At 36.4% G+C, this 13,792-nt stretch carries 13 protein-coding genes; 8 read left to right on the forward strand and 5 right to left on the reverse strand.

Annotation, left to right across the window (positions count from 1 at the left end; translation table 11 throughout):
• The 3 genes from BUC11_RS17070 to BUC11_RS03720 form a co-directional block, all read left to right on the forward strand.
• Positions 1-202, forward strand: a 202-nt coding sequence (locus BUC11_RS17070; protein WP_217651034.1) for a hypothetical protein, incomplete at its 5' end; no start/stop codon positions are given.
• Entirely contained in the window at positions 186-734 is a 549-nt protein-coding gene (locus BUC11_RS03715) for an REP-associated tyrosine transposase (RefSeq protein ID WP_073352032.1), read from the forward strand. The genes BUC11_RS17070 and BUC11_RS03715, both read left to right, overlap by 17 nt.
• 139 nt (positions 735-873) lie before the next feature.
• Positions 874-1,239, forward strand: coding sequence for a hypothetical protein (locus tag BUC11_RS03720; RefSeq protein WP_139259418.1), 366 nt, complete (start codon positions 874-876; stop codon positions 1,237-1,239).
• 450 nt (positions 1,240-1,689) lie between these two features.
• Here the strand turns inward: BUC11_RS03720 and BUC11_RS16740 are convergent, their stop codons facing one another.
• On the reverse strand, positions 1,690-3,225 hold the full coding sequence (locus tag BUC11_RS16740; protein WP_073352037.1) for a hypothetical protein: 1,536 nt from the start codon (positions 3,223-3,225) through the stop codon (positions 1,690-1,692).
• 316 nt (positions 3,226-3,541) lie between these two features.
• Here BUC11_RS16740 and BUC11_RS03735 point away from each other — a divergent pair, with 316 nt between their 5' ends.
• From BUC11_RS03735 to BUC11_RS03755, 5 genes are all read left to right on the forward strand, one after another.
• Positions 3,542-4,159, forward strand: coding sequence for a DsrE family protein (locus BUC11_RS03735; protein ID WP_073352038.1), 618 nt, complete (start codon positions 3,542-3,544; stop codon positions 4,157-4,159).
• Positions 4,160-4,287: 128 nt separating this feature from the next.
• Positions 4,288-4,686 carry an NUDIX hydrolase gene (locus tag BUC11_RS03740; protein WP_073352040.1) on the forward strand — a complete coding sequence of 133 codons (399 nt, stop codon included), beginning with the start codon at positions 4,288-4,290 and terminating at the stop codon, positions 4,684-4,686.
• A 180-nt stretch (positions 4,687-4,866) separates the two neighbouring features.
• The gene (locus BUC11_RS03745; RefSeq protein WP_073352042.1) at positions 4,867-5,619 is read left to right on the forward strand and encodes a COG4705 family protein; all 753 of its coding nucleotides are present in this window, start codon (positions 4,867-4,869) and stop codon (positions 5,617-5,619) included.
• Positions 5,620-5,989: 370 nt separating this feature from the next.
• A complete protein-coding gene (gene nhaA, locus BUC11_RS03750; RefSeq protein WP_073352045.1) occupies positions 5,990-7,126 on the forward strand; it encodes a Na+/H+ antiporter NhaA in 1,137 nt (378 codons plus the stop codon).
• A gap of 163 nt (positions 7,127-7,289) precedes the next feature.
• Positions 7,290-8,738 (forward strand): flavin-containing monooxygenase, encoded by a 1,449-nt coding sequence (locus BUC11_RS03755; RefSeq protein WP_073352047.1) that lies wholly within the window; start codon positions 7,290-7,292, stop codon positions 8,736-8,738.
• Positions 8,739-8,811: 73 nt separating this feature from the next.
• On the opposite strand, the gene BUC11_RS03760 is transcribed toward BUC11_RS03755, so the two are convergent.
• From BUC11_RS03760 to BUC11_RS03770, 4 genes are all read right to left on the reverse strand, one after another.
• Positions 8,812-9,174, reverse strand: coding sequence for a DUF302 domain-containing protein (locus BUC11_RS03760; protein WP_073352048.1), 363 nt, complete (start codon positions 9,172-9,174; stop codon positions 8,812-8,814).
• A 47-nt stretch (positions 9,175-9,221) separates the two neighbouring features.
• On the reverse strand, positions 9,222-9,365 hold the full coding sequence (locus BUC11_RS16890; RefSeq protein ID WP_175547724.1) for a hypothetical protein: 144 nt from the start codon (positions 9,363-9,365) through the stop codon (positions 9,222-9,224).
• A 26-nt stretch (positions 9,366-9,391) separates the two neighbouring features.
• The gene (locus BUC11_RS03765) at positions 9,392-10,045 is read right to left on the reverse strand and encodes a membrane or secreted protein (RefSeq protein WP_073352050.1); all 654 of its coding nucleotides are present in this window, start codon (positions 10,043-10,045) and stop codon (positions 9,392-9,394) included.
• A 616-nt stretch (positions 10,046-10,661) separates the two neighbouring features.
• Positions 10,662-13,310, reverse strand: coding sequence for a multicopper oxidase domain-containing protein (locus BUC11_RS03770; protein WP_245793726.1), 2,649 nt, complete (start codon positions 13,308-13,310; stop codon positions 10,662-10,664).
• Positions 13,311-13,792: the final 482 nt, after the last annotated feature.

Genomic DNA, 13,792 nt, shown 5'->3' on the forward strand with positions numbered 1-13,792 from the left:
TGGTCAGTTTCAGCTTCGTTTTCAAGAATTTGGCAATCACTTGTGCCGTAGCTTTCGCCTGATTTTCGGACTTGCAATAGATACTAAAATCATCGCCATAGCGAACAAATTTCAGTTTGCCCCGCTAGCGCGAGCGTCCCGCTCGTGCCCACAAACAAGAGTTAGAAAAACAAAAAGCTTAATCTATGAGTACAAAATATAAATTTGGAGAAAGCACAGGAGCTTATTTTGTAAGCTTTGCCACAGTAAATTGGATAGATGTATTTACTAGAGATTCGTATTTTGGGAATATCATTGAATCACTAAACTTTTGCAGAAAAAATAAAGCAATGGAAATTTATGGGTATTGCATTATGCCAAGTCATATCCATTTAATATTTCGTTCCGGAAATGGCGATCCATCAGGGTTGATGAGAGATTTCAAAGGATTTACATCAAAAAAAATGATCCAAACAATCCAAGAAAACACTCAAGAAAGCCGAAGGGAATGGATGCTCTGGATGATGGAACGAGCAGGAAAAAAGAATAGTAATGTGACGAATAGACAATTTTGGCAGCAGGATAATCATCCAATTGAAATTTGGTCCTTAAAGGTTTTTGAACAAAAACTTGATTACATACATTACAATCCCGTAGAATCTGGCTTTGTAACAGATCCAATAGATTGGAAGTATAGCAGTGCGAGAAATTATGGAAACAATGACCAAACGATTTTAGAAATTGATTTGAATTGATTTTGATAATGGGCACGAGCGGGGCATTTTTAAAAATAGCAGTAATTCCAAAATAAATCTTACTTTAGTCGCAAATTCCTATCAATAATTAGGACTTTACAAAGTGTACTATTTAAATTTATCATTCAAACTAAATAGATTGAAAACGTTTTTAAAATATCTCATTTCGCTCTTTCTGGCTTTTGGCCTGATGGCTTATGATTGTACTTTAGATTCTCAGTCTAATACAGCAGCTTACGATCAGGTTTCCTGTGCTCAGGCGAGAGCGGATTTTAGTAACTCCAAAACATATCGATACAATCAGATAACTTCTTCTGAGAACACTTCATCACCAATTCCTTTTACACAGCTAAAATTTAAAGACGTTTCCAGTCTTCAAATTATGGTGCTACTAAAATTACGAATTACACTTTATCAAAATATTAGGGCAATCAAAGCGCAACAGGCTTTTTTGAACAAAATAATTACTTCAAGCGATCGGTATTCCAGTTTATACATAGCTTAGAACAGCTTTTCTTTTCTAAGCATTTATGCAATTTATTGCATAGCGATGATAAAAAAAATGTATAATCATTTATCATTTACAAAATGTATAAACACAAAACTAAAACACGTTTAGAGTCCTCTAAGCGACCTTCTCTTTGGATAAAAAGAAATCTAATGCTATTTATTACTGCCTTTATGATCGGAATGTCAAACGGAATGAAGTTAGGAGATGAATCTGCTCTCAGAAAGCAACACCACACAGAACAACAAGATAAAAAAGATTGATTTTATAAATTATAAATGAGTTGTGAAATAAACAAGCATCTTTAGCTACCCAAGGACAAAAGAAACTACGACTCAAAAAAATGTTTAAGAAAATTAAATTAGCTGAGCTTCTATTTCTTGTTTTTCATAAATTAAAAAAGGGGAATGTTTTACCATACCCCTTTTACTTTGTACAAATTTAAAACTAATTGGTAATCGTGATCACACCCGTCATCAAACCATGAAATTCACAGTTGTAGTACAAGGTATTTGGTGCATTTGCAGGCACTACGATCTTTACTGATCCTGATACTGCACCGTTGTTTGTAACTCCTGAGCTAAACGCATTCGCAGTTCCAGTACCTTGAACAGTATTTAAATAGAACGGGTGGCCTGGCGTGCTCACATTAAAAGTATAGGTTCCTCCTCTTTTGAACGTAAAGTTAGGATTACTTGCGTTTGTTAATCCTTCACCGTTAAAAACATAAGAACTAGAACCACTATTCGTTACCGTATAGGTTTTTGTTTCGCCTGTTGCAGTCCCTAAGCTTGAGCCAATATTGCCTTGTGCCACTATTGTAGCCATATTAGCATCACTCAAATGCACATTCACGTAGGCAGCTCGCGTTAAAAACTGTGTATAGGTCACTGCAGCTCCGCCAACTAAGGTAGCTACTTGTGTTTTACTAATTCCAGTGTTCCCATTTACAGGATTCAAACCAGCAATGATATTACCCGATGTAGCAACATTGTTTTCATGGATGTGAGCCGGATGACTTCCACCAGCAGGAGTACCTACCAACTTAATAGTTACTAAAGTCGTTTGATTGACACGCTCTGCAAATTCAACCGCACCGTTGATACCCGCAACGTCTTTTTGGGCTAATACATAACTTACCTTTTTGCCTGTTAATTCATTTTGACCAATATCCCCTTGAGCAACCAGCGTAGCTAAAGCAGTAGCACTTAAATGAAAGTTGATGTACCCATTATAAGCAAGTACTTGATCATACCCGAAAGCAGTACCATTATCTAGTTTAGCTACGTTGGTTACACTCAATCCGGTATCTCCATTTACGGGCTTAAAAGAAAAAGCAATTCCACCTCCTTGAGCAGCTGTATTGGCGTGGATGTGACCCGGGTGTGACCCGCCAGCTGGAGTGTTTTGTAATTGTACTACCGCTAATGCTTCTCCATTTACTCGTTTGTAAAATGTAGCAGTCCCAGATATCGCTGGAACAGCAACACTGCCTAAAGGATACACTTTAGAAACTCCAGTAAGGTCATTTTGTCCAATGTCACCTTGCGCTACAAGAGTGGACAATTTATCTGCACTCAAATGCACATTGATATATCCATCAAAATCAAGCAACGCTTGATAGGTAATTGCACTGCCGTTATCCAATGCTTTGAATGTTGTTGTACTTTTTCCAGTTGCACCATCGACCGATTTTAGCGTAAGCGCTATATCTCCTCCTTCAGCAGCCGTGTTTAAGTGAATGTGCGCGGGATGTAAACCTCCTGCAACTGTATTCTTTAACTCTAACTCAATGCTTAAAGTCGCATCGCTTTTTTCAATAATCGTTGCCGTTCCCGTTACTCCTGAAGTCCCATCTGCTCCCAAATCATAAACTTTTGAGTTTACAACGGTGGGTGCTGGCACATCATCTTTGGTACAACTACTAAAAATAAAGGGCAATACCATTAAAAGTACTACTAATTTTTGTTTAAAATGTTTCATTTTGTTTATAGTTTTTTGGTTATTATTAAACAAACTTAATTCTATTATTTTTTAAATGCAACTATTATTTCGTTGAAATAAATACAATAGGCTTTAAAAGAGTCAGTTACCGCGATTCTTTTAAGAGCTGCTAATTTTAAAACAGTTAAATAATAATTGATAAAATGGCAGCTTTACTTATCTGAATCTGTTTTTAGAACGTATCTATAATTCACTACTCTAATCTTTCACTTTAAAAAACTATCTTAGCAGTAGTAATTAAAAATTCAGTTGTTTCATTTGCTAATCAATTCAATTCTTCAAAAAATCTTTTAAAATGAAATTCATAAAAAACAATTTGTTGCCGTTCTGTTTCATTCTTTCTTCACTTTTCTCCAATGCACAAACATCTGCTCGTGAGAGCGCAGCGGCTAAAATGGATCCTTTTATTCCAGTATTAGAATATCCATTAATAAAAGGATCCAAGTGGACTGGTGTCATACCGGTAAAAAATGTAACCGATAAACCCGAAGCCAATACGGTGTACAAGTTACTTTTTGACCTTACCCAAAACGGTACGGCCACTGGCATAGTTGACAAACCAAATGAAGGGCTGGAAGAAATTGCACGGATTTTAAATCTACATGCGGCGGCCGGCATTCAGCCGAAAAACCTAAAATCTGTTGTAATTGTGCATTCAGCTGCTATTTTATCCGTTTTAAATAGCGCAGCCTATGAGAAAAAATTCAACTGTTCGAATCCCAATGCTGATTTGATAGATCAGATGCAAAAAGTTGGAGTGCATTTTGTTCTTTGTGGGCAGACAATGAATCTCAGAGGTGTTGATGGAGCCGAATTGTATAAAAATATATTCATTGCTGAGGCAGCAAAGGTGGCCTTGACAAAATACCTAACTGCTGGATATGTGTCCTTTGCGATCAGCGGGGCGCATTAAATAATTTATTTGGCGTCCCACAATAAGTATAACAGAAATAATTTAGCAGGCCTACCGTTGTAATCAAAAGCGCACCTTGTTTGTGTCTTACTCTCGCGAAACATCACTATTAAAACGACTTTTTCTAAATGAAATCTATTGACAAACTGGCTTGGATAGAATTACAAAACAAATCCATTCTCTCTACAAAAAGTTATGGAAAAGACAAATATTACATTCCTGGCGGCAAAAGAGAAATAGGAGAAACGGACCACCAAGCACTAGCCCGAGAAATCCAAGAAGAGCTAACGGTTCATATTGACACAAACAAATTGACGTACTTTGGTGTATTTGAGGCTCAAGCACATGGACATCCAGCAGGTGTTCTGGTAAAAATGACTTGCTACTCTGGCTCGTATTCTGGCGAATTGCAAGCCAGTTCAGAAATTGAAGAAATTAGGTGGCTTAAATACGCTGACAAAGACAAAATTTCAGAAGTGGATCAATTGATTTTTGACGCATTAAAACAGCAGGATTTATTGGATTGATAACACTACTCAGCCATGACGGCGCACATGCAACGCAAGCCGCTTCAGGGTAATTCCATGATTAGATAAACTAAACTCTTTTAAATTATTGGCGCAAATCAAGCGAGAGATTAAACATAATTAGAACAAAACAACTACATTGACCATTATCATAAATAGTCAATTAATGAACTGTAAATTTTGAAACACATTCCTAAAATCAATGCATTTTATTGGGCATTAATTATCAGTGCCAATACCATGGGAGAAACTGCAGGGGATTTAATCTCTCAAACTTTTAATTTGGGTTACGGCGGCGGAACAGTTGCCTTGCTCATTCTGTTCCTTATTGTATTAAGCATTTCCATATATTCAAAAAACCAAAAACCACTTCTATATTGGACCGTAATAACAGTAGCAAGTACATTAGGCACTACTATTTCCGACTTTCTTTCCAGAACCTTATCGGTGACTTATTTAGGGGTAACGCAGGAAACAGGATATATTTATGCCACCGTTTTGTTAGTTTTTGCATTGGCCTTCACTTTTGGCATTTGGAAATGGTATTCCAAAACAGATACGATTGAAGGTGGATTGAGTAAAAGAACTGAATTTTTATATTGGCTGGCTATTTTGACGTCCAGCACACTAGGTACAGCATTTGGTGATTTATTAGCCCACGACACGCCTTTGGGTTTTGCCGGCGGAACGTTACTTTTAGTAGGCCTACTGATGGTTGTTGTTTTACTGGTGTTCTTTACTACAGTAGCAAGAGAACTTTTATACTGGTTGGCTATCATTTTGACACACCCAATTGGCGCGACAATGGGCGACTATTTGACAAAACCAGAAGGAATGAATCTAGGAAATATAAAGGCAAGTCTGGTTTTAGTCTTTGTTTTTATTGTTGTAATTGCAACCGGTAAATTAGTTCTTAAAAAACAACCCGCATAAAAAACACATAATCATTGTGTCATAAGAAAAGATTGTACTGCAATTAGCGTACTTGTGATAACCATTTCTAAACCAAATTCATTCTCTTAATTACATTTATCTTCCCAGCGAAGTAAGAATAGTGTACTCAAAGAACTAAGAACAGAAATTAATGCCTGCTAAAATGCCAGTTCTGGAAACTCTTTTTGACAGGAAACAAAAGCAATCCTTTATTTTTTTATAATATTAATTGGTATATTTGATAAAACGAGGAAAGACGACTCTTTTTTAGACTTATCTACCCGAAGTAATCCTAAATAAGCAGCACTTTATTGGAAAAATCCAAAAACAACGGCAAGCTGATCTAAAATTTTCATCAAAAAAAAGAGTAATGAAGTTATCGAAACTATTTAAAGAATTTTACGAAAGTGAAAAAGCAGGAGGTATAATTCTACTGATTGTTACCATTATTTCTCTTTTGTTGGCTAATTCTCCCATTCAGTCGAGCTACATTGGCTTTTGGCAATTTGATGTTGGTGGACACAGTATCACCCATTGGATAAATGATGGATTGATGGCAATTTTCTTTTTACTTATTGGTTTGGAACTGGAACGCGAAATTTACAAAGGCGAACTCTCGGATATAAAAAACGCTTCTTTTCCTCTCATTGGTGCTATGGGCGGTTTTCTACTTCCTGCGGCTATTTTTCTTTTATTCAATTATGGCACAGCTACGCAATCAGGAGCAGGAATTCCCATGGCAACGGATATTGCATTTGCCATAGGAATTTTATCCTTATTAGGGAATCGAATACCCATTTCACTAAAAATATTTCTTACAGCATTAGCTGTTATAGACGATCTGATAGCAATAATAGTGATCGCTATTTTTTATACCAAAACGATCATTTGGACTAACCTATTGATCGCATTAGCGCTATTCAGTATTTTGCTTTTACTGAACCGTCTTAAAGTTAAAAATCTAATTCCCTACCTACTTGGGGGTATTGCCATGTGGTATTTTATGTATAATTCAGGGGTTCATGCTACAATTACGGGGGTTTTACTGGCTTTCGCCATACCCTTTGGTAACGGAGATAAAAATTCGACCTCCTATATTTTACAACACGTTTTACATAAGCCTGTGGCATTTGTAATATTACCTCTTTTTGCGATTGCTAATACTTGTATAGCAATAGGACCTGATTGGCAAGGCGGATTAGGAGAAGCCAATAGTATTGGAATCATTGCAGGTCTTATAATAGGAAAGCCTTTGGGTATTTTTGCTTTTGCTTTTTTGGGTGCTTCGCTAGGACTTTGCAAACTTCCAGAAGACCTAAAATGGAAAAATATTTTTGGCGTAGGACTTTTAGGTGGGATAGGATTTACAATGTCCATTTTCATAACCATCCTTGCTTATGATGATGCAACCCTTATTAACAGTTCCAAAATAGCGGTCATAATTGCTTCACTCACCGCAGGAATTATAGGCTTTTTATTTCTAAAGATGACCTTAAAAACGCGATAGCCCGTATTTACAAATCATGGTTACAGCAGTTAGCATGGCCTGGCTTGACATTGCCCCCTGACTTTTTATAAATTTATAACACCATTACCCCTGAAAATGTTGTGGTGTTTTTTGTTGATTCTATTTTGTATTTTGTAGCAGTATTTCTTTCTAAAATAACAACATGAACACGACACATACCGATTGTATCATCATAGGAGCTGGCTTATCCGGAATAGGCGCTGCCTGTCATTTGTCCCGTAAAAATCCCGATAAAACCTATGTGATTTTAGAAGCAAGAGCGGAACTTGGAGGCACCTGGAGTTTGTTTAAATACCCGGGAATCCGTTCTGATTCGGATATGTATACTTTTGGATATTCCTTTAAAACATGGGAAGACCAAAAATCGTTCGCAGACGGGCCTTCAATCTTGAAATACCTGAATGAAGCTGCCGACGAATATCAAGTAAGAGATCATATCCGATACCAACAAAGTGCCGTTTCGTATAACTTTGATACCAAAGAAAAATTATGGACGGTAACTACTGTAAACAGTTCCACAGCGGAACAAACAGTGTACACGTGCCAGTTTATCTTTAGCTGCAGCGGTTACTATAATTACAGCAAAGGCTTCACCCCCGAATTTAAAGATCAGTCGTGTTTTGAAGGTCAAATAATCCATCCTCAACAATGGCCTGACAAATTAGCTGTTGCCAATAAAAAAGTGGTAATAATTGGAAGTGGAGCCACAGCGGTTACCATCGTACCTGAACTTGCTACCGAAGGAGCTCAGGTTGTAATGTTGCAGCGATCGCCAACTTATATTGCCGCCTTGCCCAATAAAGACAAGATCGCCGCCCGATTGAAACGCCTATTCCCAAAAAAAATAGCATACCGGCTAATCCGCTACAAGAATATTTTCTACTCGATTATCTTTTTTAATCTCTGCAAGATATTTCCAGAAGCGATGAAAAACTTCATCATCAAAGGTGCTAAAAAAGGTCTGGGTGACTTTCCAGTAGACCCTCATTTTATTCCCAACTACAACCCATGGGAACAGCGTTTTTGCATTGCCCCAAACGGAGATTTTTTTAGAGCCATCAGGAAAGGGAAAGCGACAGTGGTTACAGACCATATCGATCGTTTCTTACCCAATGGAATTTTATTAAAATCGGGCGAGACATTAGCGGCTGATATTATCATCACGGCAACAGGACTTAATTTAGTGGCCTTCGGAGGAGTAAAAATTCTACTGGATTCAGAGCCCTTTGATGTTTCTAAATCTTTTGTTTATAAAGGCCTAATGTTAAGTGACCTGCCCAACTTCTTTATTTTTGTTGGTTATACCAATGCGTCGTGGACGTTGAAAAGTGACTTAACCAGCGAATATATTTCACGGGTTTTAAAATATTTAGACAAACACAATTACAAAGCGGTAGAAGCAAAAGTAATTGAAACTGATTTAAAACCGGTTCCGCTACTCAACCTCAACTCTGGATACATCAACCGATCAGCGAATCTGCTTCCCAGTCAAGGAAATAAAGCCCCATGGCGCATTTATCAAAACTATGTTTTGGATCATAAAATGCTCCGACTGGATTCCGTGAAAGACAAACGACTTACGTTTTTTTAAAAATTAGACTCTCGATACAAATTCAATATTTAAATTAATAATTTCAAACGCTATTGAACTTACTGAGTAAAAATTACAAATTATCAATTACTTTTTGCAGTCTATTTCTAATTTCTTCTGCGATTTCGGTAAGTGCAACGTTATCTGCCGCTTGCATCGACGCGGCAGGATCAACTGCAGATACTTCAACCCGACCTTTTGCTTTTTCTTGAACAATCACATTGCAAGGTAACATCGTTCCTATTTTATCTTCTGCCAATAGGGCTTTATATGCAAACGATGGATTACACGCCCCTAAAATGGTATAGTTGTAAAAATCTACATCCAATTTCTTCTTTAAAGTCGCTTTTAGGTCAATTTCGGTCAAGACACCAAATCCTTCTACTTTAAGAGCCTCAGTAACTTTTTGAAGGGTATTATCGAAAGTATCCCTAATTGTCTTACTAAAATAATATTCCTTGGCTGTTTAGTTTTAAAATTCAATTATTTTCTTTTACTTTTTTTATAGAGATGCGCTGCTGCTAATAATAGCAATGCAAAAATCAAGATGGAGCCCCACCAAAACCAATGCATTCCCATAAATGAGTAGCCATCCATATGCATGCCTTCATGTCCTGTATTATTCATAATATTATCGTATTAGTGTTAAAAAATTAATGATGTACTTTATGATCTTCTTTCTTTTTCGTTTTTTTATCTGTTGCTTTCATCTTAATCTTGTCCATTTTTTCTGCTTTCATTTTCTCCATCATTTTCATCATTTCTGGATTATCCATCATCGATTTACACATGTCGGACATCATAGTATCATCATTTTTAGCTTTTTCCATCATGCCTTTCATCATGCCTTTCATCATTTCTGGATTATCCGCCATCATTTTCATCATTTCTGGCATCATGCTTTTCATCATTCCAGGATTTTCTTTCATCATCCCCATCATTTTAGCATGATTTTCTTTCATCATTTCCGGATTATTCTTCATCATGTCTGCCATCATGCCTTTCATCATTTCAGGATTGCCCATCATCATTTTCATCATTTCGGGCATCATGCTTTTCATCATTTCGGGATCCTCTTTCATCATCTCCATCATTTTATCATGATTTTCTTTCATCATCATCATTTTTCCGCTTTTGCTGCTCATCAACGCGCCCATCATCTCTTTTGACATCATTTCGTCATTGGCGATAGTGTTCATGATTTCGGCTCTCTTATCTGATTTTGAGAGTACTTGATTCGTTGACTGACAGGAATACAATAGTCCAATCAATCCAAATGCGAATGCAAATTTTTGTAGTGTTTTCATGGTGTTTTATTTTAAAGATTAAAAATTTTATATTAAACGTAAACTTTACTGCGCTACAACTTCAAATTTCGCAGTCGCACTGCATTTATACTATCGGAAACCGAACTAAGGCTCATCGCTAATGCGGCAATCATTAAAGAAGTCATTCAAACGCGAGTTAAACCAATGTATTTATGACTAAATACAACAACATTTAAAACCATAACCAGATGCACGATTATAAACGAAAAAGCTATTAGTAATTCAAATTTCACATTAAGCTTATCCTTTGAGTGTGAATCGTTTTGCTCAATAGTTTTATTTTTTTAATAAACGTTCATAATTGCTAGTCGATTTAATTGTTGGATAACGTCTTTTTTATAATTGTTTTATTATTTAAAGTGTTTTAAAAACTTATTATAGCAGCACTAAACTAGCATACCTAGGCGTTTTAATCACTTCATATACAGTCTAGTTTAACATACACGTTCTTACAGCATTTTCCCGTCATTAGATCAATTCCTTTTTGTGATCTGTATTCACTGTTGCTATCACAGCAAATTAAAAGGATATTTTTTTTAGAGCGATTCAATTAAACTTCAATTTTTGAAAGCAAAATGTTAAAGATTTTTTCTTTTTAATAATTGACATTCAACCCAAAACCCACTCCCATATCACTATCGTAATGGGTGGTGATTCCAAGATTTTTACCTACAATATATTTTAATCCTGCCATGTATTCTTTATCAGTATTAACCATAAAGGCCGCTCGCAGTCGTTTGGAAACTGGTATATCTTCCCGCATCAACTGAAAACGAACATTCCCATCATGATACACTTCAGCTTGTGCAGTTATTAGTAGTGGCAGTGTGTAACTAAAACCTAAACTTACTTGAATACGTTTGTCTTTAGTGCTCTTTTGACCAAAAACATTTTTCTCTACTTCATTATAACCTAGCTTTCTGTATCGAGCATCAAAACCAATAAAGGGCATAAACCATTGGTTTCTTCCAATGTATCTACCTATATGTGTTTCTGATTCATAACCATGATCATCATGATATCCTAAGCGCCATTCTGTAGCAAAACTCCAACGCGCATTTTGTACCATTGCTTGCCCATCATTTCCGTTAGTAGCAAAATCATTTTCTGCCATAAAATGCAGTCCGTTACTTTCTGATTGCAACTTTTTATAGGCTACTGCTTTGTTGGGTAAATAGGGGTTTGGTTGCGAGTTTTCATAGCTAAACACTCTATTCATACCTGCCATCATGTGATAGAGAATGTGGCAATGAAAGAACCAGTCGCCATCAGCATTTGCTGCAAATTCAATCACATCTGTTTCCATAGGCATGATATCCAATACATTTTTTAATGGAGCGTAGTCCCCTTGTCCGTTTAACACTCTAAAATCGTGTCCATGCAAGTGCATTGGGTGACGCATCATAGAATTATTGAACAACGTGATGCGAACAATTTCTCCTTTTTTAATTAAAATTTTATCTACTTCTGAAAGTACTTTATTATCCATACTCCACACATACCGATTCATATTCCCTGTTAATTCGAACCGTATTTCTCGAACAGGAGCGTTTTTGTCAAGTGTAGTATTCGTAGGAGATTTTAGCATTCCATAATTCAAGGTAGTGATATCGCTATTCATTACATGTTTTGAATGGTCCATTCCAGCATCCATTTTCATTGGCTCTTTGTCCGATTTAGAATGGTCCATTCCAGCATCCATTTTCATTGGCTCTTTGTCTGATTTAGAATGGTCCATTCCAGCATCCATTTTCATTGACTTCTTGTCTGCAACCCCAACTATTTCTGGATACATCACCGTATTCATATCCATTTTTTGCATAGACATGTCCATTCCCATGTCATTCATAGTTCCGTCCATATTCATCATGTTATTCATCATCTTCATGCCTTCAAAATATTTTAGTTTTGGCATTGGACTAATTAATTGTTTAATCCCTTGACCAATATAAATTGATGCTGATTTAGTTCTGTCTTCAGGCGTAGCTGAAAATTCATACGAAGCATTTCCAGCAGGAATTGTAACAATGACATCATAAGTCTCAGAAACGCCAATGATTAATCGATCCACTTCTAAAGGTTCGACATCATTGCCATCATTAGCCACTACAGTCATTTTTCCACCGGCATAGTTTAACCAAAAATAAGACGAGGCGCCACCATTAGAAATTCGTAAACGTATTTTATCACCTGCTTTAAATTGCGAAAGTTGACTTTCATTCTGTCCATTTATTAGAAATTTATCGTAGTAGATATCACTTACATCCATGGCCAACATTCGTTTCCATTCGTTGGTTAATTTGGTTTGAAAATGTCCTGCCTTAATTGCTTCGGCATAACTTTGCGTAGTTCCTTTTTTAATAGCAAACCAATCGGAAGCATTGTGCAACATCCGATGCACATTCTCCGGTTTATAATCGGTCCATTCGCTTAAAATTACCGGGATTTGCGGAATATCATCTATTCCATTTCTAAAGGTTGGATCATCTGATTTTTTATTTAAAATCATAGAACCGTACATTCCTATTTGCTCTTGCAAACCACTATGGCTGTGGTACCAGTGTGTTCCTGATTGAATTATTGGAAATTTATACACAAATTCCGCTCCTGGTTCAATAGGCATTTGCGTCAAAAAAGGCACACCATCTTCTTTATTAGGCAACATCAAACCATGCCAGTGTAAAGAGGTCGACTCTTTCAGATGATTGTAAACATGAATTTCGGCTGTATCACCTTCAGTAAAAGTTAATGTAGGCATAGGAATTTGTCCATTTACCGCAATAGCTCTTTTTTCTTTGCCTGAAAAATTGACAATCGTATCGCGAACATGTAGGTCGTAGCGAATTGTTCTTGGCGGCGCACTTTTAACTACTTTTTTAACAATCCCTTCTTTGACCGTCGTATTTGTTCCAGAAACAGTAGCATGATTACCATGAATAGCATCCGTTGCTGCTTTAGACTCAACAGTCTTTGCTTTTACTGATACCGCTGCTTTTAGTAGTGGTTTTGCCGCCTGCTTTTTTCGCACCGATTTTTTTACCGGTTTTGCTTTCTCTTTAATCAAATCCATCCCACATTTAGGACATTTACCAGGTTCCTTCGCATGTATTTCTGGGTGCATTACACAAGTATAAGTTGTGGGCTGTTCTTGCTGTTCCTTTACACTTTTTGATACATTAACATACTGTGCTTGCGCAACAGAATAAAAAATCAATAGGAACATTGCTATTATTATTCTTCTCATTTTGATAATTCTATTGGATACTAATTATTTTATTTTTCTGAACTAACAGAAGATTATTGGTGCAAAAGCAACAAATACCAATACTGAAACGTACCAATATAGTTGCATTTCACCGCTATCATCAGAGGCATCATGATTCATCATTGATACTAAAAGCTACTGTTGCGCTTTAGGATTTTCTTTTTTTCCATTTTTTTTCTATCGTTTTCATTTTACTCTTTTCCATTTTTTCTTTTATTGAACATTTCTGCATTATCCACCATCGATTTGCACATTCCGCACATCATCTAATTATCAATCTTTAGCTTTCTCCAACATTTCTGATATTATATTTTTGATCATTTCTAAATTATCTTGCATCATTTTGATCCTTCCTGACATCATACTTTCATCATTTCCGCCATCATATCTTTCTCCCACATAGGATTTTATTTCATCATAGCCATCATTTTGGCATGATTCGCCTTGACCATTATCATTTC

This window comes from Flavobacterium xanthum (assembly GCF_900142695.1).
Classification (GTDB): Bacteria; Bacteroidota; Bacteroidia; order Flavobacteriales; family Flavobacteriaceae; genus Flavobacterium; species Flavobacterium xanthum.

Bases quoted from the DNA above. Each gene is read 5' to 3' on its own strand.
- BUC11_RS03770 (WP_245793726.1), bottom strand. From the start codon at position 13,310: ATGAGAAGAATAATAATAGCAATGTTCCTATTGATTTTTTATTCTGTT.
- BUC11_RS03715 (WP_073352032.1), top strand. From the start codon at position 186: ATGAGTACAAAATATAAATTTGGAGAAAGCACAGGAGCTTATTTTGTA.
- BUC11_RS16890 (WP_175547724.1), bottom strand. From the start codon at position 9,365: ATGAATAATACAGGACATGAAGGCATGCATATGGATGGCTACTCATTT.
- nhaA (WP_073352045.1), top strand. From the start codon at position 5,990: ATGAAGTTATCGAAACTATTTAAAGAATTTTACGAAAGTGAAAAAGCA.
- BUC11_RS03740 (WP_073352040.1), top strand. From the start codon at position 4,288: ATGAAATCTATTGACAAACTGGCTTGGATAGAATTACAAAACAAATCC.
- BUC11_RS03755 (WP_073352047.1), top strand. From the start codon at position 7,290: ATGAACACGACACATACCGATTGTATCATCATAGGAGCTGGCTTATCC.
- BUC11_RS16740 (WP_073352037.1), bottom strand. From the start codon at position 3,225: ATGAAACATTTTAAACAAAAATTAGTAGTACTTTTAATGGTATTGCCC.
- BUC11_RS03765 (WP_073352050.1), bottom strand. From the start codon at position 10,045: ATGAAAACACTACAAAAATTTGCATTCGCATTTGGATTGATTGGACTA.
- BUC11_RS03735 (WP_073352038.1), top strand. From the start codon at position 3,542: ATGAAATTCATAAAAAACAATTTGTTGCCGTTCTGTTTCATTCTTTCT.